The sequence below is a fragment of the Candidatus Neomarinimicrobiota bacterium genome (assembly GCA_034716895.1).
Lineage (GTDB): Bacteria > Fidelibacterota > UBA8477 > UBA8477 > JABMPR01 > JABMPR01.
Map to the genome: position 1 here is coordinate 18,475 of JAYEKW010000016.1, position 24,430 is coordinate 42,904.

General features: G+C 43.8%; 26 protein-coding genes. All 26 read left to right on the forward strand.

The genetic code is table 11. From position 1 onward, the window contains the following. The 26 genes from U9Q77_01300 (at position 1) to flgA (ending at position 24,427) form a co-directional block, all read left to right on the forward strand. Positions 1–2,385 carry a hypothetical protein gene (locus tag U9Q77_01300; GenBank protein ID MEA3285999.1) on the forward strand — a complete coding sequence of 795 codons (2,385 nt, stop codon included), beginning with the start codon at positions 1–3 and terminating at the stop codon, positions 2,383–2,385. A gap of 15 nt (positions 2,386–2,400) precedes the next feature. After that, positions 2,401–3,096 carry a DUF2271 domain-containing protein gene (locus U9Q77_01305; GenBank protein ID MEA3286000.1) on the forward strand — a complete coding sequence of 232 codons (696 nt, stop codon included), beginning with the start codon at positions 2,401–2,403 and terminating at the stop codon, positions 3,094–3,096. A gap of 2 nt (positions 3,097–3,098) precedes the next feature. After that, on the forward strand, positions 3,099–3,512 hold the full coding sequence (locus U9Q77_01310; GenBank protein ID MEA3286001.1) for a TIGR02530 family flagellar biosynthesis protein: 414 nt from the start codon (positions 3,099–3,101) through the stop codon (positions 3,510–3,512). A 71-nt stretch (positions 3,513–3,583) separates the two neighbouring features. Further along, complete coding sequence (locus tag U9Q77_01315) at positions 3,584–5,197, forward strand: flagellar hook-basal body complex protein (GenBank protein ID MEA3286002.1); 1,614 nt, start codon at positions 3,584–3,586, stop codon at positions 5,195–5,197. Positions 5,198–5,298: 101 nt separating this feature from the next. After that, positions 5,299–6,069, forward strand: coding sequence for a motility protein A (locus tag U9Q77_01320; protein MEA3286003.1), 771 nt, complete (start codon positions 5,299–5,301; stop codon positions 6,067–6,069). 6 nt (positions 6,070–6,075) lie between these two features. Beyond that, on the forward strand, positions 6,076–6,792 hold the full coding sequence (locus tag U9Q77_01325; GenBank protein ID MEA3286004.1) for an OmpA family protein: 717 nt from the start codon (positions 6,076–6,078) through the stop codon (positions 6,790–6,792). Between the two features lie 542 nt (positions 6,793–7,334). Next, positions 7,335–7,862, forward strand: a complete 528-nt coding sequence (locus U9Q77_01330) for a flagellar basal body-associated FliL family protein (GenBank protein ID MEA3286005.1) — start codon at positions 7,335–7,337, stop codon at positions 7,860–7,862. Between the two features lie 27 nt (positions 7,863–7,889). Continuing rightward, positions 7,890–8,900, forward strand: a complete 1,011-nt coding sequence (gene fliM, locus U9Q77_01335) for a flagellar motor switch protein FliM (GenBank protein MEA3286006.1) — start codon at positions 7,890–7,892, stop codon at positions 8,898–8,900. After that, positions 8,866–9,834, forward strand: coding sequence for a flagellar motor switch protein FliN (gene fliN, locus U9Q77_01340; protein MEA3286007.1), 969 nt, complete (start codon positions 8,866–8,868; stop codon positions 9,832–9,834). The genes fliM and fliN overlap by 35 nt, the downstream gene beginning before the upstream one ends. Beyond that, the gene (locus U9Q77_01345) at positions 9,831–10,316 is read left to right on the forward strand and encodes a flagellar biosynthetic protein FliO (GenBank protein ID MEA3286008.1); all 486 of its coding nucleotides are present in this window, start codon (positions 9,831–9,833) and stop codon (positions 10,314–10,316) included. The genes fliN and U9Q77_01345 overlap by 4 nt, the downstream gene beginning before the upstream one ends. Before the next feature lie 50 nt (positions 10,317–10,366). Continuing rightward, on the forward strand, positions 10,367–11,059 hold the full coding sequence (fliP, locus tag U9Q77_01350) for a flagellar type III secretion system pore protein FliP (protein MEA3286009.1): 693 nt from the start codon (positions 10,367–10,369) through the stop codon (positions 11,057–11,059). Beyond that, positions 11,060–11,329 carry a flagellar biosynthesis protein FliQ gene (fliQ, locus tag U9Q77_01355; protein MEA3286010.1) on the forward strand — a complete coding sequence of 90 codons (270 nt, stop codon included), beginning with the start codon at positions 11,060–11,062 and terminating at the stop codon, positions 11,327–11,329. Continuing rightward, a complete protein-coding gene (gene fliR / locus U9Q77_01360; GenBank protein MEA3286011.1) occupies positions 11,329–12,114 on the forward strand; it encodes a flagellar biosynthetic protein FliR in 786 nt (261 codons plus the stop codon). Before fliQ ends, fliR begins: the two co-directional genes overlap by 1 nt. A 4-nt stretch (positions 12,115–12,118) precedes the next feature. Then, entirely contained in the window at positions 12,119–13,207 is a 1,089-nt protein-coding gene (gene flhB / locus U9Q77_01365; GenBank protein MEA3286012.1) for a flagellar biosynthesis protein FlhB, read from the forward strand. 12 nt (positions 13,208–13,219) lie between these two features. Continuing rightward, positions 13,220–15,268, forward strand: a complete 2,049-nt coding sequence (flhA, locus tag U9Q77_01370; protein MEA3286013.1) for a flagellar biosynthesis protein FlhA — start codon at positions 13,220–13,222, stop codon at positions 15,266–15,268. Beyond that, positions 15,261–16,418, forward strand: coding sequence for a hypothetical protein (locus tag U9Q77_01375; GenBank protein ID MEA3286014.1), 1,158 nt, complete (start codon positions 15,261–15,263; stop codon positions 16,416–16,418). The genes flhA and U9Q77_01375 overlap by 8 nt, the downstream gene beginning before the upstream one ends. Continuing rightward, positions 16,418–17,314 (forward strand): MinD/ParA family protein, encoded by an 897-nt coding sequence (locus U9Q77_01380; protein MEA3286015.1) that lies wholly within the window; start codon positions 16,418–16,420, stop codon positions 17,312–17,314. The genes U9Q77_01375 and U9Q77_01380 overlap by 1 nt, the downstream gene beginning before the upstream one ends. Before the next feature lie 180 nt (positions 17,315–17,494). Then, entirely contained in the window at positions 17,495–18,277 is a 783-nt protein-coding gene (locus U9Q77_01385) for a FliA/WhiG family RNA polymerase sigma factor (protein ID MEA3286016.1), read from the forward strand. A gap of 2 nt (positions 18,278–18,279) precedes the next feature. Then, positions 18,280–18,540, forward strand: coding sequence for a hypothetical protein (locus U9Q77_01390; protein MEA3286017.1), 261 nt, complete (start codon positions 18,280–18,282; stop codon positions 18,538–18,540). A 77-nt stretch (positions 18,541–18,617) separates the two neighbouring features. Further along, entirely contained in the window at positions 18,618–19,463 is an 846-nt protein-coding gene (locus tag U9Q77_01395; GenBank protein ID MEA3286018.1) for a hypothetical protein, read from the forward strand. A 58-nt stretch (positions 19,464–19,521) separates the two neighbouring features. Then, positions 19,522–19,749, forward strand: a complete 228-nt coding sequence (locus tag U9Q77_01400) for a hypothetical protein (protein ID MEA3286019.1) — start codon at positions 19,522–19,524, stop codon at positions 19,747–19,749. A 40-nt stretch (positions 19,750–19,789) separates the two neighbouring features. Beyond that, entirely contained in the window at positions 19,790–21,016 is a 1,227-nt protein-coding gene (locus U9Q77_01405) for an ATP-binding protein (protein MEA3286020.1), read from the forward strand. Between the two features lie 53 nt (positions 21,017–21,069). Next, positions 21,070–21,882, forward strand: a complete 813-nt coding sequence (locus U9Q77_01410; GenBank protein ID MEA3286021.1) for a histidine kinase dimerization/phospho-acceptor domain-containing protein — start codon at positions 21,070–21,072, stop codon at positions 21,880–21,882. A gap of 314 nt (positions 21,883–22,196) precedes the next feature. Then, on the forward strand, positions 22,197–22,910 hold the full coding sequence (locus U9Q77_01415) for a flagellar hook-basal body protein (protein MEA3286022.1): 714 nt from the start codon (positions 22,197–22,199) through the stop codon (positions 22,908–22,910). A 15-nt stretch (positions 22,911–22,925) separates the two neighbouring features. Beyond that, positions 22,926–23,714 carry a flagellar basal-body rod protein FlgG gene (gene flgG, locus U9Q77_01420; GenBank protein ID MEA3286023.1) on the forward strand — a complete coding sequence of 263 codons (789 nt, stop codon included), beginning with the start codon at positions 22,926–22,928 and terminating at the stop codon, positions 23,712–23,714. Positions 23,715–23,764: 50 nt separating this feature from the next. After that, a complete protein-coding gene (flgA, locus tag U9Q77_01425; GenBank protein ID MEA3286024.1) occupies positions 23,765–24,427 on the forward strand; it encodes a flagellar basal body P-ring formation chaperone FlgA in 663 nt (220 codons plus the stop codon). Positions 24,428–24,430: the final 3 nt, after the last annotated feature.

Consider the following 24,430-nt stretch of genomic DNA (forward strand, 5'->3'; position numbering starts at 1 on the left):
ATGAATCATAAAGTACCAATTGTTGAATTGAAAAATCCCAAGAATGAGGCGGTGGCACATCCCGGAAAGACCAGAGAGGGTGGCGAATTTCCTTACGATGATCTCTTGAAAACGGGTTCACCCACTGAGGAAATAATTCAAAAGACAAGAGGGTCGAACCAGGCCAACATATTTGTGAATGCACGTTTTGGTAAAAACGGAAAAAAGATACCTCTCAAAGCCAAACCAATTTTGGATACAAGAAATATATCACAAAACCAGAAGCGACCTTCCCCACAGGTCAAAGCAGAATCTGGAGATGATCAAAAGGCTGAAGTAAAACCCGGATCCAGAGCTTCCGAACCAGTCAAAACGTTGTTTGAAGCTGACCGGGGAACACCCGCTGATGAGACTAAGCTTGTGGCGAGATCAAAGACATCAGATCAAACAAAGAATACTGGAAAACGCGGGATGCAGGAGATGGATACCGTCCCTGCAAATCCGTTGATGAAACCTGATGCGAACGTTCTCATTAACCCAGGGAAAGAAAACTCAAAGGAAAATCTACAAGCCCAATTAAAGACCAGAATAGCAAGATCTGCAAATGTCAAAGTTGGGATTGAACCGGATCGGCGCATTTCAGATAAGCTTAAGGCAGGTTTAAATGATGCAAAACAGAGATCAGGTATAGATCGATCAGAAAACATTGTGACAACCAAGCCAGCCCCCATGAAAAATGAGACTCAGAATACCACTCCACCTGACCTGAGGGAGGGTTCTCAACAGAACCGGAATCCTGGTCATAATATGACCCAACCTGCATCTGAGGGACAGAAAATTGCAAATGCACAAGCTATACCAATAAAGGACAGGGCACCGGCATCTGCAAATAGTCATCCGGTTGGGGAAAAAAGCACAACCGTTCAGGAGCCGTCCAAGATCAATGCTGGTAAAAATTCTGCCGCTGAGCAACCCACTATGAAGATGACAAAAAGGTCTCAGGGAAACCTGGAGAAGTCAACAGTCAGATCAAATAGCCGCGATTCACAACAAATTGTCAGAGAGTCTAAGACCGTTATCGGGCAGATTAATTCGAAGTCAAAACAGATGCCCATCTCAACTCCCGAGCCGAAAGATACACCGGCTGATCGAACCCATAACAAGCCAAGTAGACCTGAAAAGGTTGAAGTAGTTCAATCTGTTGAACCACTTCAGAAAGCAGGAAAACAGACAGCGCCAGATACTATTTCGCCAACCAGACCCGTTGTGGAAGCAAGCTCAGTTCAGAAAACAAATGGGTCGGAGGAATCCAAGCCAATCAAGTCCAAAAGCAATCCCGTATCTGAAAAATCTATTGAGAATCATAGCTCGGATCGGGTGTCAAAATCGTCGGAATCAAAGGCACAACAGGCTTCGAAGGTTAATCATATACAAAATACAGTATCCCACGCGGTTGATCGCCGGGTTATTACCAGCGGTTCAGTGCCTGTGGCTAGAGAAGCCATAAATCAAGACCTGGAAATTGTACAGAAACAAGAAGTTGCACCAGATTCTGAAAAGATCATCAAGCAAAGCAGTGCGGCAATGATCATGGGTGAGGCAGACAAACCTAAATCTGCAAAATCACGAAAACAGTCCCAGACTACCAAGCGTGGCGTAAGCCGAAAGACAAATATCTCGCCTACAGAACATCTCCGAACCAGGCAGATCAAAAAAATATATGGAACACAAGCAGTTCATGAAAAAGTCGTTGATCCCTTGAGTGATAATTCTACGGATATCTTAAAACAACAGTTGCATGAAAGAATAAATGTTCTGAAGAAAGCACAGGAGTCTATAACGAATAGCCCGGAACAACAATCCGATCAAAATTTTAATCGGGATGTGTCCATGAAGGCTAATCCAGGTTTAAACGTTTCCCCAGGCACGGAGACGAGTGGATTCTATTCCAGAACAAATGCTGCTCTATTTACCCGTAGTTTTGCCTCTGAAATGGTGGAAAAGATTCGAGCTATAACTGATAGCAAGTTGACTGGCAATGGAGGGTTGAAAACCAGCTTTGTAGTTGACGGTGGTCAGATGGGCCAGCTGGATATTGAATTTCAGCAAGAATCGAGTAAGGAACAGGTGACCATCTTTGTAGATAGTGAAAATTCCCGGATCGATCTCATGCGATTGATGCCACAGATCGAAGATAATCTTCAGCAACGCGGGTTCAGCTTTGCCGGGTTGGATGTTGAAGTAAGGAGTGACCAAAAAGAGAGTGATTCGGCTAATAATGCCGAGAAAGACAGCTCTCATTCAGATAAACAGGAAGTAACCTCATCAGAGAAAGGGATGAGTGATGAAAGTAAGTCAGTCACAAACCGTAATTATGGCTACAACACTATGGAAGTGTTGGCCTAAGGAAAGGAGGAAGCCATGACTGATATCTCGAGTATAACCGGTGGCGGTGGTAGCCAGATGTTTTCGAATACCAACGATGTTGGGAACATATCTCAGCAGGATTTTCTGATGTTGCTGATCGCACAATTGCGACATCAGGATCCAATGGAACCGGCAGACAGTCAAGAATTTGCATCTCAATTAGCCCAATTCACATCGTTGGAGGAGCTTCAACAACTGAATCGGACATCCACTCAGGGTGTAGAGACCAACTTGATGCTGTCACAGACGATCAACAACACCATGGCCGCAACCATGATAGGCAAGGAAGTCAAAGCTATGGGCGATACCGTTATTCTGGAACATGGGGCAGAGCCCCCGATCAGCTTCCAAACGGGTGGTTTTGCCGATGATGTTGATATTTCCATCAGGGATGCAGCCGGAAATGTAGTGGACACTATCAGTATGCAATCAGTTGCTAAGGGTGATCACACGGTCACCTGGGATGCGATTGGTAATAATGGAAATGCATTGCCACCTGGAGAATATACTTTTTCAGTTGAAGCTACCAATGCTGCAGGTGAAACCATTGCAAGCGATACGGTCATGATCGGCCTTATCGAGGCAGTCAGGTATACAAATGCTGGAGCAATTTTTATCGTGAACGGGGAAGAGATTCCTTTTTCATCGGTACTTGAGCTTGGTGAGCCTGAACCAGAAGATCTGGGTTAATTATGAAATTAGCTGAACTTCAGATCAGACAGGCTGGATTACCGCTTAGACCGGATCAAATACGGGGACCCCAGGGAACCCGGGAGAGCCAAAAATCAAAAAATGTTCAGGATGGTCAACCATCTTTTAATGACATTCTGAATCAGAAAGTTGCGGAACGATCAAAACTCAAATTCAGCGCACATGCAATTAAACGTATGGACCAGAGAGATATGCATCCCTCGCAGATCGACTTGGAACGGCTGAATGAAGGGTTTGAAAAAGCCCGTGCCAAAGGAGCACAGTCATCTCTGATCCTGGTGGATGAGATGGCGTATGTAGTGAGCGTCAAAAATGAGACGGTGATCACTGCATTGGATAGAGATGCTGCACAGGGGAACGTTTTCTCCAATATAGACAGTGTAGCCATCGTTTAACAAATCGGGTTGGACCCTAACGGGAAACCCTCGACCCACCGAATGATTGACGTGGGTCAGGAAAGGAACAAATGAACGAAGCATTATCGTCAGCATTAGCAGGATTACAGGGACAAATGAGGACTTTGGAACTCCTGGGAAGCAACATTGCCAATATCAATACAATTGGTTATAAAAGCAGCCGGATGACCTTCCTGGAAGCACTGGGACAGGTTATTGATGTTGAATACACACCCTTCGCTCAGGGTGATCTGGAAGCCACTGGTTTCCAAACAGACCTAGCCATTCGTGGTGAGAGCTTTTTCGTAGTTGATACCCATGAAGATGACCGCTACTTCACCAGAGCAGGTGCCTTCTTTTTTGATCAGGAAGGTACTCTGGTCAACAGTAGTGGCTACACAGTGCAGGGTTGGATGGCTAATATCAATGGAGAGGAAGAAGTGCAAACTCTAGCCAATCTTGAGGATATTACTCTTGACTCGAATTTAAAGGCAGAGGCACTGGCAACCCAAAATCTGTGGTTATCCGGTAACCTGTCATCTGGTATGAATCCAGTTGCCCAGATCTGGACCGCAGGCTTTCCCTTCACCACAGCTGCCTCCGATGGGGAGGAATATGCAGTTGGAGCAACTGAATTAAATGACCTTGATGAGATATCTGGAGCAGAATTACTGGAAGATGGTGATCAAATTGTCCTGACCGGAACAGATGATGAAGGGGGAGCCATTAGCACTACCTTCACTTATGGGCTGGGAAATGACGGGACTACGTTAGATGATCTGCTTGCTGTTATCAATAATACGACTCCTGGTGTTGGTTGGGGTGCCTTTGCTCAGGCATCATTAGTGGATGGTAAAGTAGTCCTGGAGGATGACGTGCCTGGTGATAGCGAAACATCCATCAACATGTACGCCGAGGAAGCCAATGCAGGATCTCTTTCCATTCCCTACTATGAAGAGACCTCAGAAGGATTCACAGGTCGGGTATCAACTTCGGCTGTTATCTATGATACATTGGGTGAAAGCCACAATCTGGTATTCGAATTTGTAAAGACCGAAAATCCAGGACAATGGACCTGGACTGTGACACCTTCAGGAGATGAGCAGATAGATAGCGAGAATACAACCGGTTCCATCTATTTCAACGATGTGGGTCAAGTAACCTCTTTCATATACGATAATGGATATAGTCGCATTGAAATGCAGCCTGAAAGTGGGGGTGCTGAAGTGCTCCTCCAAGTTCATGTCAGTGGTGCCGATCAGTTTACCGGTATTACTCAATTCAATTCGACTTCAACTCTGTCCGTCAGGGAACATGATGGGCGGTCCACCGGTGAATTGACCGGTTATGAAATTGAGGAAGATGGGTCGATCATGGGCAGTTTCAGCAACGGTGTGAGCTTAAAATTAGCTCAGATCGCTGTGGCTGAATTCACGAACCCCAGTGCATTGGCCAAGGTCAGCGGTAGTAACTTCATCGAAACCATTAAAAGTGGTGAAGTGCATATCGGCAAGGCTGATAAGTTCGGATCAACGGTTGAACAGGGCTATCTCGAGTTGTCTAATGTAGACGTCGCTGAGCAGTTCTCCCAGATCATCGAGGCGCAACGAGCATTCCAGGCCTCCTCGCGAGTGCTCTCAACCTTGAACCAGGTGATCCAGGAATCAACCAAGTTAGGCCTCTAGAATAGAGTGATTTGACAACGTTTGATGGTAAAGAGGGTGGTTTCGGCTTTGAATCGAAACCACCCTCCACCTGTTACGAAAACATGAAAGGTGTAAGCTAGATGGATCTGGCAACGATAATCGGAATCTTTAGTGGAATGGGACTGGTCACCTATACTATCCTGAGTGGTGCTGGCGATGCTGGTATATTTATTCACATTCCTTCTTTGGCTGTTGTCGTAGGAGGTTCTATTGCAGCTACTCTGGTTCACACACCCCTGAGCAATTTTATCAGCACCATGAAAGTAGTTGGCAATGCTTTTAAAGTAGAAGCAGCTAAAGAACCTGAGATCATTGAACAATTTGTGGATCTGGCCAAGAAAGCACGACGGGAGGGAATTCTGGCTATTGACCGGGAGCTGGCCAATATCGAAGATGATTTTATGCGTGTTGGTCTGGAAATGGCAGTTGATGGATCTGAACCTGAAACGATTAGGGGAGTCCTGGAGACGGAATTACAGTATCTAATTGAAAGGCATAAACGGGGTAAACAAATATTCTCATCTTTAGGCATGTATGCACCGTCCTTTGGTATGATCGGTACTCTGATCGGCCTGATTGCCATGCTTCAGAATTTGGATGATCCTTCAAACATTGGTGGTGGTATGTCGGTTGCTCTGATCACCACATTTTATGGATCACTATTCGCAAACCTTTTTTTCCTCCCTTTGGCTGGGAAGTTGCAAAATCGGTCAGATGAGGAGATCGTCAGGAAAGAAATGATCATTGAAGGTGTTTTAGCGATCCAGTATGGCGAACACCCAAAGAATATCCACCGTAAACTATTAAACTTTATTGCACCAAAAAATCGTCCTGAAGAGGATGAAGCTTAGATAGATATGAAGAAAAAAGTTGAAAAGCCTGAGGACGTCCCAACCTCTCCATTTTGGATGGCCACCTATGGTGATATGGTAACCCTCTTATTATGTTTTTTCATTCTTATGATCTCCTATGCCAATATGGACGAACGCAAATGGGCTATGGCTTCAAAATCGCTTCAGGGAGCCTTAGGTGTTCTAGAGGAATACAAGGTAGAGATGCAGATGATGCAGGAATCGCCTGGTGGGGAAGATGATATGCTCATACGATCAGAGATCTACGAGAATATCGCTGAATTTGAAAAGCAGATCGTTGCTGAGATAAATAGTGGGGACATTACTGTTGAATCCATTAAGAATGGATTGCTGATCAGAATGGGGAGTAAATTGTTGTTCAACTCAGCTGAGGCCAAATTAAAGCCAGAAGCACTTCCCATATTGAAATTAATCGCGAAGACAACCAAGGATCACGCTACTGAGATTTTGGTGGCTGGGCATACTGATAATATTCCAATCAATTCACAACAATATCCATCCAACTGGGAACTGTCAGGCAGTAGAGCAATGAGTGTTGTAAATTATCTCATTGCTGAAGCAGGAATATCTCCAGAAATTCTGGCTGCAACAGCGTATGGCGAATATCGTCCGTTAGTACCCAATGAAACCGCTGAACAGCGCAAAACAAACCGTCGAGTTGAATTTGCTGTAACATGGTCTATCCCGGAATATGAGTATTAATCTCGGTTTACATTTTCCTAATTAACGTCCCGATGGGGCGTTTTTTTTACTTTTAATAGTGTTTGATGTTCGAGCTTATACCACAATACCAATTCAGGAAAAATATCTTTTGGAAGGGAAAATATTTCCGTTTTCAAACGGGACTGTCAAGTAAGAGGGTTACCTCCTACCGGACAAAAATGGAAATATATGCCTAGTTGTTGATAGTCGAGCGAATCTATTTAATATCCAGAGTATTTTAAAAATATTTTAAGCAATAATTTTATAAATATAATAATAACAATAATATGTAAGTTAAAAATATGATGGATATCCTGGCTGATCCATTAGACGAAATTGCCAAGTAGATCAAAATAACGTCTTCTGGATCATGTGAATCAGTATTTCAATAAAAATGGGTAGCTCAAATATGAGTTACATAATACAGTAAAGCGCGCATGGCATATTATTTGGAAAAAAACAGCCCATGATCATGATTTATCTATGTATAAAAATAGCAAAGTGCCCAGAATATTTCATGCTGATAGACTAAAGGAGTACGCATGGCTGAAGAAGTATCACAGGATGTAAATCAGGAAGAAGAGATCGTAGAATCGAACAAAGGGCTATCGCCTCTGGTCAAGATCATTGTTCTTGTCATTGTTTTGATTGTTCTGTCCATAGGCGCATTTTTTATTTCAAAAAGCTTGCTGTGGCCAAAATACCTTGCTTATAAAGAAGCCAAAGAGATCGCAACTATCGAACAGGCCAAAAATGAAGTTCCTCCCATGGGAATAATTCACATCATCAACAATATTACGGTAAACACTCTGGGCTCTGGTGGTCGGAGATACGTCATTGCAGAAATTGCTCTTGAGGTAACTGACCAGGTTGTGGTGGATGAGATCATTGCCAGAGAACCTCAGATACGAGATGAGTTCATTCAGTACCTGCGACGTCAAACTGCCCAGCATGTCCTTGATCTGAGTTTCCAGGAAAGATCCCGACGTGATCTGACCAAAATGCTTAACGAACATCTTAACAGTGGTCGAGTTGACAGTATGTATTATGTGAAACTGTTGCTTCAGTAATGGTTTTGAGTAGTCTGGAGAATATGCATGGCTAAAATATTATCACAGGAGGAAATTGATTCCCTGTTGACCAGTGTCTCCAGTGGAGAAGATACTGGTACTCAAAGTAAAAAGAGCAGCAAAGGTTCTCTCTATGATTTCAAGCGTCCTAATCTTATTTCCAAAGATCAGATGCGTCTTCTGGAGAACATACACGAAGGTCTGGTTCGTAATTTCGGTGTCTATCTATCTGCCCAATTACGCATGATCGTGGATATGAACCTGCTGGCTATTGATCAACTCATGTATTCAGAATTCGTCATGTCCATTGTGTCCCCCGGGGCGATTTATGTTGGTGATTTCTCCAATCCAAATAGCAAGTTTGTTCTTGAAGTGAGTCCCCAATTGGTTGTGTTTATCGTAGAACGACTATTTGGTGGTAAGGGTCACATGATCCCAACGGTACGTCCCATTTCTGTTATTGAACAACGTATCATGAGTAGGGTGGTGGAGCGAATTGCTCTTGAGATCAGTAAGAATTGGAAGCCTCTACGGACCTTTGATACGGCTATTGGCAGATTTGAAAGTAACCCGGAATTTGTTCAAATTATATCGGCTTCCGAACCAGTTATTGTGGTATCCATGGAAGCTAAAATCCATAATAACACTTCCATGATGAACATCTGTTACCCCTATCGTTGGATCAGTACAATCCTATCCAGTCCTGATATTCAGGAAAAGGTACTGTTTGGTGCCAATGAGGGAACAGAAAAAGAAAAATATACTATGGTGAAATCAGTTTCAGGGACACCGATCGACCTGCGTGCTATCCTGGGAAAAGGAAAGATCTCCATTGATGATTTTATGAATTTAAGCGAGGGCGATATTATCCTGCTTGATGGTAGAATGAATGAAAAGTTATCTGTTTTTGCTGAAAACAGACTGGTTTATACCGGTTCAATAGGACAAGCAAATAAAAATAATGCAATCCGTATACACAATGTAATTATCGGAGATGAAGGTCATGAAAAACGAAGATTTCAACACAAAATTAAGTAATCGCTTCGAATCAATTCAAGCGACAGTCCTTGAGGTTCTCTCTCAGCTATTTAAGCATGAGTTTAACATTGATCAGTCCCTGATCGGTTCTGGTGAGCCCAAGAATGACATTCAGAATGAGGTATTTCCCAAGGTTATACTTCAATTCAAAACCAATACGCCAGATCCCATTCAACAGGTTTGGGCACTGCCATCTGATATGGTGCTGAACCTGTATGCCTGGATGGTCGAGATGGAAGCTGATGAAGCAGTCAAGGATGAACACCTTGAGGGACTGAAAGAAGGGATCGAGCAAATATTTGGCCAGATACGAGCCGTTTTGGATGGGGAAGGGATCGCACTGGACATTGCAGATCTACAGGTGACCCTGATCGATAGTCTGGATGTGCTGGATCTGGAAAGTGCCCCGGCAGAGGGAACTGCAGCAGCATACTCCGTCGTAGTCGACGACCAGAGTTATACTGTCAATCAATACCTTTTTACAGAGTTTGCGGCAGAGGGCAATGAAAAGGCTGATACTGCTCTATCCGATGATGAAATTGATAATATGCTAAATGGAGAAGAAGTAGACGCTCGCGTAAGTGTTGATGATGATCTTGATGAAGAAGTTGATGTCCAGGACGTTGAATTTGGTGCCTTTGATGAGAATGCTGGAGTTGGTTTCAATGGACACCCCAGAAATATCGACTTGCTCCTCGATGTAGACCTGGAAGTACTGGTAGAGCTCGGACGTAAGACCATGCTCATCAAAGAGGTCCTGAAGCTGGGGAAAGGTTCTGTAGTAGAGCTTGATAAAGCAGCTGGTGAACCCCTAGGTATATTTGTAAATGGAAGAAAGCTGGCTGAAGGTGAAGTCGTTGTGATAGACGATCATTTTGGTATTCGTATCACTCAATTGGCAGGTACAGCGGAACGCATCAAGAGCTTGGGATGAGAACCAAACTGAACAAAGCCAGCTACAATAAACAGGGCTCAACTATATTTGCCATCATCTTTGCCCTAATCGCAATACTTGGCATAATGTCGATTCTGACACCTCCATCAGTACCGGAGCCAGAAGAGCCTTCACAGATCATAAATACGCGAAGCAACTATAGCGGTTATCTCTCTCGTGTCGTTATAGTAACCCTGACTATGATCGTTATACTGGTTGTCGGATTGAAGATGTATCAGAAAAACAATAAGCGGGGTGGTAAGAATAGCTTAGGAATAAATATTCTAGGTAGACACTATATCAATAATAAGCAATATTTACTTAAAGTATTAGTTGAAGATAAATATCTTCTGCTTGGTGTATCTGAATCCACTATAAATTTTATTACTGAATTAGAAGATTCTACCGATATGGGATCTTCTTCTGACACTTCCTTTGGATCTATTATTGATCTGGAAACCAAAGAGGAAACTAAAGTTTGAACCGTAGAATAGCCATATTGATCTTGCTTGGGCTGATCCTGATACCGGTTATGACCTCTGCGCAAACTCCTTTTCCCAAGATCAGTCTTGGGGTTGAGGAGACCGAAAACCCAAGCGATTTTATTCTTACGATCCAAATCCTGGCTCTCATGACCATTCTTTCTTTGGCGCCCTCTATCCTGATCATGATGACTTCTTTCACGAGGATCATCATCGTCTTTCATTTCTTGCGAGCGGCTTTAGCAACCCAATCCGTACCCTCGAATCAGATCCTGGTCGGTTTGGCGCTATTTATGACATTGTTTATAATGAAACCGGTACTCTCCGAAATTAATGATAAGGCTTTACAGCCATATTTGAGTGAAATCATCACCCAGGATGAAGCCATTGAAAAAGCAGGGTCCCCGATCCGGCAATTCATGCTAAATCAAACTCGCGAAGCTGATCTCCAACTATTTGTTGACCTGAAAGGGGACAAAGAGGTCAAAGTACGCGAGGATCTGACCCTTTCGACGATCATCCCGGCCTTTATCATCAGCGAGCTCAAAACCGCCTTCCAGATCGGGTTTCTGCTCTATCTCCCCATGCTGCTACTGGATATGGTTGTGGCGAGTGTGCTCCTTTCAATGGGAATGATGATGCTGCCTCCGGTAATGATCTCAATGCCGTTTAAAATCCTGTTGTTTGTGCTGGTAGATGGTTGGAACCTTATTGTAAAATCATTGGTGGAGGGCTTTGTTTAAATGACTTCAGAATATGTTCTTTACCTGAGTAGAGAAACCCTGAGCACTGCTATCCTGATATTGTCTCCCCTGTTGGGAGCTGGCCTACTGGTTGGTCTTACGGTTGGTGTATTTCAAGCAGTGACCCAAATTAATGAAATGACCCTGACCTTTATCCCCAAAATGGCAGCCGTCGGATTGGTATTGATGCTGTTGATCCCCTGGTTTCTGGATATTCTATTGTCCTTCACTCGTGAACTCTATGCCCAGATCCCATTAATGGTGAATTAATGTTTGAATTGATCGACAGAGTAGCCTTGGTGTTACCAGCTTTCCTGCTGACCTTTGTTCGACTTTCCGGTTTAGTGATGGTAATGCCGATTCTCAGTTACCCGATGATCACCAATAGAGTGCGTATCGCTCTTGCTTTCTTGATGAGCTTCATCTTATTTCCACTTATCGAACAGCAGGAACTCATGTTTGAGACCAACTTCGCCTTGGTTTTGTCAGTTATGCAGGAATTACTCATTGGGCTTATGCTCGGTTTGGGCACTCGTGTGATCTTTGAGTCCATTAATTGGGCTGGTGCCATCATCGGTCGACAAATGGGTATTGCCATGGCGAACGTCATGGATCCTACCAGCACGGGTCAGATGCCGATCATAAGTCAATTCTGGCTACTGGTTGTAGTTGCTTTCTTTTTTGCGGTGAACGGGCATCACATGCTCTTTGAAACCCTCTATCGAAATTTTATTATCGTGCCTGTGGGGACAGGAGTGCTAAGCCCAGACTCCGGAAGCCTCTTAATAGGTACTGGAGCAACAGCCTTTTCACATGCTTTTCAATTTGCTGCTCCGGCTATTGTTTTTTTGTTAATGGTGGATACAGCTATTGCCTTTACAGCCCGGATCATGCCCCAGATGAACATCTTTATGGTAACCCTGCCACTAAAGATTGCCACCGGGTTGTTAGTTCTGATCATCTCATTGGATATGTTTGAAATGTTGTTCGATATTGTCTATCAGGATATGCAAGAATACCTGTTCAATACTATGCATGCATTGAAAGGGGCTTGAGGCAATGGCCGAACAGCAAGCAGCCCAGGATAAAACCGAACAAGCGACCCCGAAACGGCTGGAAGAAGCCAAGGATAAGGGAAATGTCGCCAAAAGTCAGGATTTAAATTCTGTGGTACTTTTGTTTGCTGGAATCTTTGGTCTAACCTATTCAGCGAATGAGATCATTACTGTCTTTATGAACTTTACCATGAATGTCTATAACAATGCAGTTGAAATGGATATCACAAAAGATACGGTCTCTTTTTACAGTGCAGAATTCATGAAAACATATGCAGGTATCCTGGGACCCATCATGCTGGTGCTTTTCTTTGCGGCACTGGCGGTTAACTACGTTCAGGTTGGGGTAATGGTTGCTAAAAAAGCACTTGTTCCGAAATTTGAGAAGATCAACCCTGCCAAAGGTTTTAAACGAATGTTTTCTACTCGTTCGCTGGTAGAATTAGCCAAAGGTGTTCTGAAGATCAGTCTGGTTGCTTACGTGGGTGTTTCAGTAATTCGCTCATATATTGATGAATTCTGGCTACTGGCATTTGATACAGTACCGGGGACATTGTCCTTCTTGGGAGAAGTGTTGTATAGCATGACCGTTAAGATCGGACTTCTGCTGATCATTATTGGGGTAGCTGATTTTGCTTACCAGAAGTATGACCATGCAAAAAATCTGAAAATGACCAAACAGGAAGTCAAGGAAGAATCCAAACAGTATGAGGGTAACGCTGAGGTTAAAGGCAAAATTAAACAGGCTCAACTCGCCGCCTCCCGAGCCAGGATGCTAACAGTGGTACCGGATGCCACGGTTGTGGTTACCAATCCGACCTTCATTGCCATTGCCATTAAGTATGACCCAAAATCCAAGGCTGATGCACCTAAAGTATTGGCCAAGGGAAAACGTAAATTAGCCCAAAAGATCAAAGAGATCGCCAGAGCTAACAGTATCCCCGTTATCGAGAATAAGGCTTTGGCTCGAGGTCTCTACGATTATGCCCAACCCGGCAGCGAGATTCCAGTCTTTTTCTATGAAGCGATTGCTGAGATCCTTGCTGAAGTATATAAAATGAATAAAAATAAAGTTCCCAGAGCAGTTGCTTGAGGTTAACTGAAGATGACTAAAAAAAACAATTTCAGCAATCTCGTTTTAGCCGGTGCCATTGTAATGATCCTGGGTATCATGATACTTCCCTTACCAACATTTTTAATGGATGTCATGTTGGTGATGAATATTTGCGGTGCCCTGATCATTCTATTCGTAGCTCTTTATGTATTAAAACCACTCGAATTCTCGGTGTTCCCGGGCTTACTGTTGGTCGTTACCCTTTTCAGGCTCTCACTGAATGTTGCTACTACCCGTTTGATTCTTGGGGATGGGTATGCTGGAGAGATCATCAATTCATTTGGAAATTTCGTTGTTCAGGGGAACTATGTCGTAGGAACTGTGGTCTTTCTGATACTGGTTATTATAAATTTTGTTGTTATCACAAAGGGTTCCACCCGTATCGCTGAGGTTTCAGCTAGATTTACCCTGGATGCTATGCCTGGGAAGCAGATGGCCATTGATGCTGACCTCAATGCCGGTTTGCTGGATGATCGTGAAGCCAAAGCCAGGCGCGAAGAAATTGCGTCTGAGGCTGACTTTTATGGCGCTATGGATGGCGCTGCAAAATTTGTTCGCGGTGATGCAATCGCTGGATTGCTCATTACCGGTGTCAACATTATAGGTGGTTTAACAATTGGGGTTTTGCAGCGTGGCATGTCAATTGGCGAAGCAGCCTCACTATATTCACTTATGACCATTGGTGATGGTCTGGTTGCCCAGATTCCGGCTTTAATAATTTCGACGGCTTCTGCTATTATTATTACACGGGCCACGGGTAAATCACAACTGGGAGTGGAGATCGCTAAACAACTGGGTAATGAGCCTAAGGCTGCTTTTATCACTGCTGCTGTGCTCTTTATGCTTGGTATAGTACCGGGCCTACCGTTTATCCCCTTTATTTTGATGGCTTTACTGGCAGCGGGTTTCGGTTTTTCAGCACAGAAAGCCCGAAATCAAACCGAACGTGAACGACAGGAGGCTGAGGAAGAGATCCCTGAACCAGCTGTTGAAGAAAAGATCGAAGAATATCTGCATCCTGATCGATTTGAGATTGAGATTGGTTACGGTTTGATTCCCATGGTCGATGCAGGGCAAGGTGGAAATCTATTAAATAAAATATCAACCATTCGGAAAACTATTGCTCTGGAACTTGGCTTGATCGTGCCACCCATCAGGATTCGTGATAATATCCAACTGAAATCCAATGCTTATGTATTCAAGATCAACGGCATCGCCATCGCAGAAGCGACCGTTATGATGAATTATTTTCTGGTATTGCATCCTGATGATCGGATCGATCTCCAGGGTATTAAGACCACTGAACCCACCTTTGGCTTACCAGCTCTCTGGATTAATGAAAAAGAGCGTGATAAGGCAGAGATGTCAGGTTACACAGTGGTTGAAGCGCCGGCTGTGATTGCCACCCATCTTATTGAAGTCCTGAAGGCAAATGCCTACAAGCTGTTAGACAGACAGGAAACCCAACGGATGCTGGATCATTTAAAAGAAAGCCATGCTGCTGTTATCGATGGCCTTGTTCCTGATGTTATTCCGCTGGGAGTGGTGACAAAAGTACTCAAAAACCTACTCCGGGAAAAATTGCCAATCCGAAATTTAGTGACCATTCTTGAAACAGTTGCAGACTATGGCGGCATGACCAAAGATCCTGATATACTGACAGAATATGTACGTGCATCTCTTTCCGATATAATTACAGCGAACTATAAACAGAATAGCGGCCAGGTTACCATTGCCACTTTCGAGCCTCAACTTGAAGATAAAATTGCCGGTTTTGTAAAAAATGGTAACGCACAAGCCTTTAACCTCGGTTTTTCACCTGCTGAAGTAAACAAGATATTCGATTCTATCGGTGAAAAAGTTCAAGCCATGTTGACTGAAGGTTCCCGCCCAGCATTATTGGTCAGTCCCCAGATCAGGCGACATGTAAAAAATTTCATAGATCAGGTTTTACCAGATGTCTCAGTGCTTTCCTACGCCGAGTTAACATCTGACACTAATCTTAAATCAGTCGGAGCAGTGAGGTATCCCAATGGATAACAGAGCAAACAGTGGACAAGATATGCAGAAGATCTTAAGCCAGGCAAGACGCGAATCAGCCAAGGCAGAGGTCATAGCCCGCATTTCCAAGATCAATTCAGAAAAATTGAATGGCAGAACCGAGTATCATCCTGACGGTAACCCACACTCACTGGATAATATGACTGCAGCTGCAGCTCTGAAATCAAATGATCCTGAAGCTCAGCAGTTCAGAGAATACTTGACCTCGCTTATTGATAAACGGGAAACAGATTCCAGCATGCCTGATGCAGCATTGGAACAGGAATTACGATCCTTACGGCGTGAATTGGATCGAGCTCAGCGAGCTCTAAAGCGGGCAGATATTCATGATTTTCCATATCCCTTTGGCGGAGTTCATCAGAAGCTTGTCAATTCCGGGCTGTCAAAATCCCATGCGGCCATGCTGGTCAGGCGTGCGCAATCACATCTGAGTGATGAGCATATGGTAGGTGAACGTCACGCATTTCACATCATCCAGAGTGAGATATCAACTCTGTTTCAGGGTTACCAGACCTATGTGAAAAAACCTAAAGAGGGACCCCGTGTAACGGTCTTAATGGGACCCACAGGCGTTGGGAAAACGACAACGATCATGAAGCTGGCATCCAAACCAGGTCTCATGGGAGCAAAAAGGGTGGCGATCATATCCACCGATTGTTACCGGATGGCTGCCAGTAGTGAACTCGAAGTATTCTCTCAGATCACAACAATTCCTTTTCATAAAACCAGTAATCTGGAAGAATTGGAAAAAGTGATGGCAACTTTACAGGAATACGATCTGATCCTTGTGGATACTCCCGCTCGAAGTCCCTCATTTCACGGATATATCCAGGAGATGCAGAATTATTTCAACGTACTCAACCCCACGGATATTTTATTAACCCTCAGCATGGCAACAGATCTGGATGATCTCTTTATGTCAACAGGTCTTTTCATGGCCTTGAAACCAACAGGATTGATCTATTCCAAATTGGATGAAACCTGTCGTCAAGGGAAAATGGTGACCTTGGCGGCCGAGATTGGATTACCGATCGCCTTTGTTTGTGATGGACAGAAAATCCCCGAAACAATTCACATTCCCAATGGAATATACATCTGGGATAAACTGATTAACGCTCTGGACAACTAATGCTGGAACCACGTACAACACCCAGTATTTTTGCACTCTCGAATTTGAGGGTGGAGAATAATCGGCCTGAGATATTTGCCATCACCTCCGGGAAAGGGGGCGTCGGAAAGACCAATATAAGTGTCAATCTAGCGCTGCTGTTGAGACGTCTAAAGAAAAATGTACTGCTGGTTGATGCCGATATTCATCTTGGCAACGTGGATCTCATGTTGGGCATCCGTCCCGGAGCCACCTTGGCAGATGTCATATCCGGTGAGAAGGCCTTGGCAGAAATTATTGTGAAGGGACCTACTGGTATTGATGTCATGCCAGCTTCATCAGCTGTTTTGGATATGATCGATGCTGAGGAAAAAGTGATTAAACGTTTGGGTGATGCCTTTCTGAATTTCGAACACAACTACGACCTGGTGATCGTGGATACGGGTGCTGGTATTGGTCGAAATGTCACTTCTTTTTCATTAGGGGCAGACAAGGTTATTGTGGTTGTAACCCCTGATCCAGCTTCCATTGCAGATGCTTATGGGGTGATCAAGATCCTGTTGCAGAAGGCACCTAATCTGCCCATCATGTTGGTTACAAATATGGTTCAAAGTGATGATGAGGGTGAAAATTTATACAAAAAGATGGATTTGATGGTTCAACGCTTTTTGCAGAATAAAATTCTTTTTGGAGGAGCGATTGTACGTGATGACAGTGTTCAGGATGCAGTTCGTCGTCAGGTTCCCGTTGTTCTTGAATACCCAAATTCGCGACCCTCGAATTCCTTGAAAATGATGACTAGAAATTTATTGAAGCTGCCCTCAAAGGATGCTTCAGAACGAATCAGTCTGTTTGATGGTGTTAGAGAGAACAGAAATGAGATTGTAGGAAATATCAATGATCAAACTAGCAAATAAATTCGCCATACTCGTTTCAGCTATAACATTTGTGATGTGTCTTATCGGAGAGATATCGATCACAACAAGCCTTCTTCGAACAGGGATCGTTTTTGTTGGTGTATTGTTCGCATTCTATCTATCCGGACAAATATTAAAACTAGGTCTCATTGTAATGACACCGCAAAAGAAGAGTGATGCATGATGCAAAGGACTCAAGTAGTTCACCATGATGGTGAGCATCTCGTACAACAATATACCTTAACAGGTGATGATCGTATCCGAGAAGAGGCAATTCAAGCCTTTCTGCCGTTGGTTAAATACATCGCTGGTCGCATAAAGATCGATCAATTTGGCAGTTTAGCTCGTGAGGATCTGTATCAATTTGGGATTGTGGGACTTTTAACAGCTTTGGATCGCTATCAATCAGGCAAAGGAGCCAGCTTTAAAACCTTTGCTTATCGTCGGATCCACGGTGAGATGATTGATGCAATACGCCGAGAAAGTACGGTTAGTAAGGATGCTTACAGTATCCGCAAAAAGATCATTATGCTCTCTGATAACATGCGTCAGGAACTGGGTCGTGATCCTGCCTTGAGTGAGATAGCCGATGAAATGAACGTGACTACAGAGGAGTTGAATGCCATGTTGTTCAAGGGTGATAGCCGCGAACACCTGTCTTTGAATGATAGTGTGGGGGGGGATGATACAGATTCCATGCAGCGTCTTGATGTCATCAAAGATGAATCCCAGCTTTCTCCTGATGAAATATTTGGCCAGAAGGCCTTAAAACAGGAACTTATGGGCGTTATCAAGCATCTTCCGGAAAGACAAAGATTGGTATTGGCACTCTACTATTATGAGGAATTGACCCTGGCAGATATTGGTATGATCCTGGGACTATCCGAATCTCGGATAAGTCAGATACTAAGCCAGACACTGGCCGAGATACGGGTTCAGGTCAATCAAAAAAAAGGAACCTAATAATGCCTGCAGATGAATTAGGTAGCACGTATAGTTCAAAGCCTGTTCGCTTTTCCCAGGCCATCAAGCCGGTTGGTAAAGAAATGGATCGGGAACAGCAGAAAAAAACAGGCTCAGATGAGGAAGAAACACTTGAGCGTGAGCATGACTCGGTAAATCTGTCATCCGGTGAAAAACTTCCTCAGAAGGTCACAATCAACGAGAATCTTGCGGAAGATGATGACCTGATTCCCGGTTCGCACATCGATTTGACCATAGGATAACAATGCCCAGAGCGAAGACTATATTGATTCTTGCAAGCTTATTGATGCTTCACGATCCTGGATGTAGTCAAGAGAAAATGGCGGTCACTGATATAGCGATCGAGGTGGTAGAAGACCTAAAAGCTGACGAAGTATTGATCCAAGCCTTAAGAATAAACAGTGGAGAAGATTCATCGCGTCGTTGGCTCAGCATTTCCGGCGAGGGTTTAAACTCCGGTTCAACTCTTTTGTATCCCATCTATGAAACCAATGGTAATGAAGGTAGCTTTTGGATAAAACTTACTGGGTTCGAAACATCTGCCTATCTCGGGAATCGAATGCTGCGAGACCATGGGCAATACCCCATTCATTTTCAAGTTGACCTTATAGACTCACAAACAGTGGCTATAACTGGCAAAACGCTACCCTATGATGACGTCAGGTGCACCTATTCTTTTGATCTGGATGAGTACCGCCTCGAATTCATCTTCCATGAGTCCACACCAATGCAATTATTTGATCCAGCTAGCCCGAATCAGCCTTCCCATGATTCGAACCTAAGCTTTGCTTCTGGAGAGGGACGGTCTATAGCGAGTGGGACCACTCATAGGAATAGTACCAAAAAGGTTTGGGGTATGCTCAAGGATTCTGTCATGATCGCATCAAGTGTTTTAGGATTGGTTCTTTTAATTCTAGGCATAATTCTGACCATCATCAAAATGAAACAAAAGTGGCCAGCCAAATCGCAGAAATTTGCCGATGTACTTGGCCGGAAGGCTCAAAATGATGATCATGTTCCGGAAGTCGATAACGATGTTCCTCCAGTCAATACGCCTGAAATACAGGAGGCGAGGATCCGTGAGCTTATGCAGACAGACAATATCAGTTATGATGAAGCCTCACTGCGTATTCAATATCAAACAATGAATCTGGACAGTGACTGAGCAACAGACACAACCGGAATTTCGAAACGTATGGGCTGTCTCAGGACTGGAGCAGTTTGTGGATAGACTTCAGCCAGGAATGGAACTTGATGGTCGTATTGTAGAGGTATTGGGGAACCATATATATATTCTTAGAATATGGGGGAATAACATCCTGACTGAATCAAATCATACTTTCAATAAATTGGATGAGGTCGTGCTATCCGTCAGAGCTGTCAAACCTAAGCTGGTTTTTAACCTGCGGCCAATCGCAACAGGAAATTCAAAAGGATCGATCTACGCTTAGCATGTAGTCATAATAAGAGCGCTACACACAGATCAGACAAATGAAACCCGGAAAGCAAAGCAACCCTCCATCTGAGATCAAAAGTTCCCAACGGGATCGAATTCAAGAGATCAAAGATTATACAACCACGGTAACGATCCTGGAAAGTATTACAGATGCCATATTCATTCTGAATGTTGAGGGCAAGATTGAATATGCCAATCAAAGTGCTCAGGAGTATCTGCAATTGCCGCTGGAGTCTGTCATCGGGATGGACCTGGGTAGTTTTATCACCAGTGACGATGGAGAAATTCAGCAATTGCTCCACAGTGGGAGTCGCTTTGCATCGTCAGATTCCGGCATTGAGCCTGACTATTGTAGCAGCTCTGAGGCTGAACTATCCGGTGGGAAACAGCAGATTCCGGTTTTGATCAATTTTAGCAGTATTCCTGATTCAAAAGGATCTTTGAAATATTTTATTGTGACAGCCAAAGAGATCGCTTATCGCAAAAGCCTGGAAATGCAGCTTAAGAATCGCCAGGTTCTTTCAGTATCATTTGATCGTCTGAAGGTTCTGGGTGAGATGTCAGTTGGTCTGGTGCATACATTGGGACAACCGGTTACTGCAATGAAACTGCGCCTGGATCATATCGCTCAACTGACCAGCCTGGATGAGGTTCAAAAACAGGTGCGTGAATTGCATAGGGATATCGAACGTTTGTCTGCTATTGTCGAGAAAGTTCGGTCTTATGCACAGGTCATGGCTGATAAACAGACCAGTTCAGTTGATATCAATGACATTGTGCACTCCATGTTGCAGATTCTGGACTATGATCTGAGCCAGGCAAACATTGTCCTTGAACTTGATCTAAGTGATTCACTTCCATTCATTGTAGCCCACGTGCCAGAACTCGAACAAGTATTTTTGAATTTGCTGACCAATGCCATGCAGGCTTTCCAGGTTAACCAGATCACTGGGGAGCAAAATATTTCCATATCTACCAGGAATATTGAGGAGAAATGGGTGGAAATAGGTATTCAGGACAATGCTGGGGGTATTCCAGAATCAATATCTACAAAGATGTTTGAACCGTTTTTTTCAACCTGGGATGAGAGTAGGCATGCCGGAACCGGATTGTCAGTAGCCCGTAGTATTGTTGCCTCGCTGGGGGGGGACTTAAAATATATTGCAACAGAAAGTGGCTCATGTTTTAAGATGCGAATCCCCATAGTTCAATCAGAAGAACGTGCCCAGCTGATCAATATGATCGAGCTTTTGAACAGTTAGTGATCCATACTTGTTGTTGCGAACGAACACATCGAGAGTTTACAGGAGTTTATATGGTAGCCACAGATTTTCTGCATGAGATAGTGACCCTGCTGCAGAAGGGTTTAGGAGCCGGCGAAACATTTGAAGCTGTTTTTCACCTGGTGGAAAAAAGTGTTTCTTTTGAGTCTGCCACCCTCTTTCTGTATCAAGAGGAGGAAGACAAATTGGAAATCATGCATCAAGAGGGTTCCGAGGTTGTGGATCTCATCAGAGAGATTCCCTTTTCAAGGGGAATGGGAATGGCAAGTTGGGTTTCTCAGCAGGAGAAGCCTATCATACTTGAATCTCTGTCAAAATCACGTCCCGGTAAAGAACGGCGATTCACATCCTTCGTATCGCTGCCTCTAAGAGCTGCTGGTAAACTGATAGGAGTTCTGAATCTGGGTCACTCAACTCCCAATATGTATCTGCAAAGTGAGATCAAATCTTTCACGGTGATGGCAGAAGAACTTTCAATAATTGTGGAAACCTTCATCCTGCGCGAAAAATTGGAAACAAAGAACCAGAGACTCACAATTGCTCTGGAGGATCTGCATGCTGCCCAGGGATTGATTGTAGAAAAAGAACGGATGGCAGCCATGGGTGAATTAGTGGTGACCGTCAATCACGAGATTAATAATCCTTTGACTTCTGTTATTGGCTTGGCTGAGATCCTGGAACTTTCATTTGCTACCCTTTCTCCAGAGAAAGCCCAAAATGCGATCAAAGCGATTCTGAAAGAAGCCCGACGAATTCAGGAGATCACCAATCGTCTTACCCGTATAACCAGCTCAGAGAACATCGGTTATGTAGGTGATACTTTGATGACAAAACTACCTGAGTAGGGAGCCTCAATGACCAGAGAATAGTGTCTGTTCTCGCCGTCAGTTCCACGAATATTACCCTCAGAAAATATTGAATATTTGTGCGGAAAAATATTCCGCAGTTAACCAAGCTTTCCCTTTTTCATCACTAGATACACCCTCTTAATAATCGTTTAGAATCACAGAATAGTACTTGTATAACATCAATATATATAGATAGATAACATACAGTATAGGGATAACCTGAATCTGCTGTATTGCTCGCCTGTATCCCTCAAAAACCCATGGCATTTAAATTGCGATAGAAGCCTCCGTCAAAAACAAGGGATATGATAATGAACATTAGATTTTCAGAACTTAAACAAGCCATGATCGGTCAGTTGGATCGTAACAGCGTGGTTGCCAATAATTTGGCAAATGTGAATTCTAATGGCTATAAAAGAGACGTGATGTTTTCAGAGCTGATGGGTTCAAATCAGAAAACTGATCTTGTTAATCATGTGGCTACTGATTTTGCTCAGGGAGACCTAAGCCAAACAAATAATCCCCTGGACCTTGCCATTTCCGGCGAAGGATATTTCACTATCGATGATGGTGATCAATTCGTCTATACCCGGGATGGTCATTTTACCAAAGGGGCTGACGGGTTCCTGAGGACATCCTCCGGACAGGCAGTAATGGGACAGGCAGGTTGGATCGATCTGGGATTGGGTGCCGACACCGTAGGTGAAGTTCGGATCGGCATGAAGGGTGATGTTTTTGTTAATGATGAGTTTGTAGATACTCTGGAGATCAGTTCTTTCGAAAATCAAGCTGACATTAAAAAGATTGGTGCAAACCTATTCAGGGCTCAATCTGGAGCGATTGATAATCGTGTGGAAGAGCCGATGATATTGCAGGGTAAGATCGAAGGGTCAAACGTTCATGCAGTCCATGAGATGGTCGCCCTGATCGAATTACAACGCAGTTTTGAAACTTCCCAAAAGGCTCTGAAAACCTTGGATAGTGCCATTGGCAAGGCAGCCAGTAGTATTGGAAATTATAAATAGGGGGAGAGGAACACTATGCTAAGATCACTTAGAACCGCAGCACTGGGAATGGCAGCACAACAATTAAATGTTGATTCGATTGCCAATAATCTGGCCAATGTAAACACTACTGGTTATAAAAAATCTACAGTTGAATTTCAGGATCTGCTCTATGAAACCATTCATTCCGGTAGTGCCGAAGGGGCTCAGGGGAATGAAAAGCCCAGTGAGATCAACATTGGCCTGGGAAATAAACCGATTTCAACATTTCGATCCTATTCACAGGGAGCGATCGAAGAAACCAGCAATCCCCTGGATATGGCGATCAGTGGGAAGGGCTTCTTTCAAGTATTAATGCCGGATGGCGGGATCACCTACTCTAGAGATGGGGCTTTCAGGATTAATTCTGTTGGCGAGATAGTCAACTCAGCCGGACTCAAGATGTACCCCAATATTAGCCTTCCGGATGGCATTCAAAGTGTTAGCATTGCACAGGATGGTGTGGTTGCAGCCATCATGGAAGGAGAGACCATAGCCTTGGAGATCGGACAGGTTGAGTTGGCTAATTTTATGAATCCAGCCGGGTTGAAACCCATTGGAGGAAATTTATTGGAAGCCACCGAAGCCTCAGGTGATCCAAATTTCGGGATGGCCGGTGATGAAGGGTATGGAACCATCATGCAGGGCTATTTGGAAAAGTCCAATGTTGATGTGGTAAAGGAGATGATCAATTTGATTGTAGCTCAAAGATCCTATGAAATCAATTCCAAGGCAGTGAAAACAGCTGATGAAATGTTGGCTATGACAAACGCCCTGAAACGGTAAATATGCGCCTTATATCCAAATATAATATTTGCAACATGCTGATAATCAGCATGATACCCTTATTGCTTCAAGCAACCGATACAAGGAATGCTCAAGCGAAACTGGTAGCTGAATACTTTGCCAAACGTCTCGATATAACTCGAGATCACATTGAAGTGGAATTGATCCATATTTCAAACATAAACAAGACCTATCTGCAAAACGGACAGATCCAGGTACAATCAGGACAGCGCAAGTTCAATCTCGGACACCAAACCCTTTGGATGGTTCACAAGGTAAATGGAGTGGTCAGGAAGAAGTATCCCATTACTGTTGAGGTTCATGCTAATCTCATGGTTCCCACTGCTTTAAAAAATGTTTCACGACTGGAAATTCTATCAAAGGATCTGGTGCTTGTTGAACGAAGGCGAATTGGTCGAGAGTATTGTCGTGTATTAGCTGATGCTGATCAAGTGTACACTAAAATGGCGACTCAAATGATTCGGGAAGGCAGGATCATCGAACGAAATATGGTTCGCGTTCCACCTGATGTATTGCGGGGAGCCGAAGTGCAGATCGTGCTCAATAATGATGGCCTTCGCTTGGAGTTAGCTGGAATAGCCAAAGATGAAGGCTTGATCGGTGAAGAGATTCGAGTTCAATGTCCTGCGACCCGGAAAGAATTTAGAGGAATCTTAGAAAGCCCAAAACAAGTTTCAGTAAGTCTGAGGTAAAGA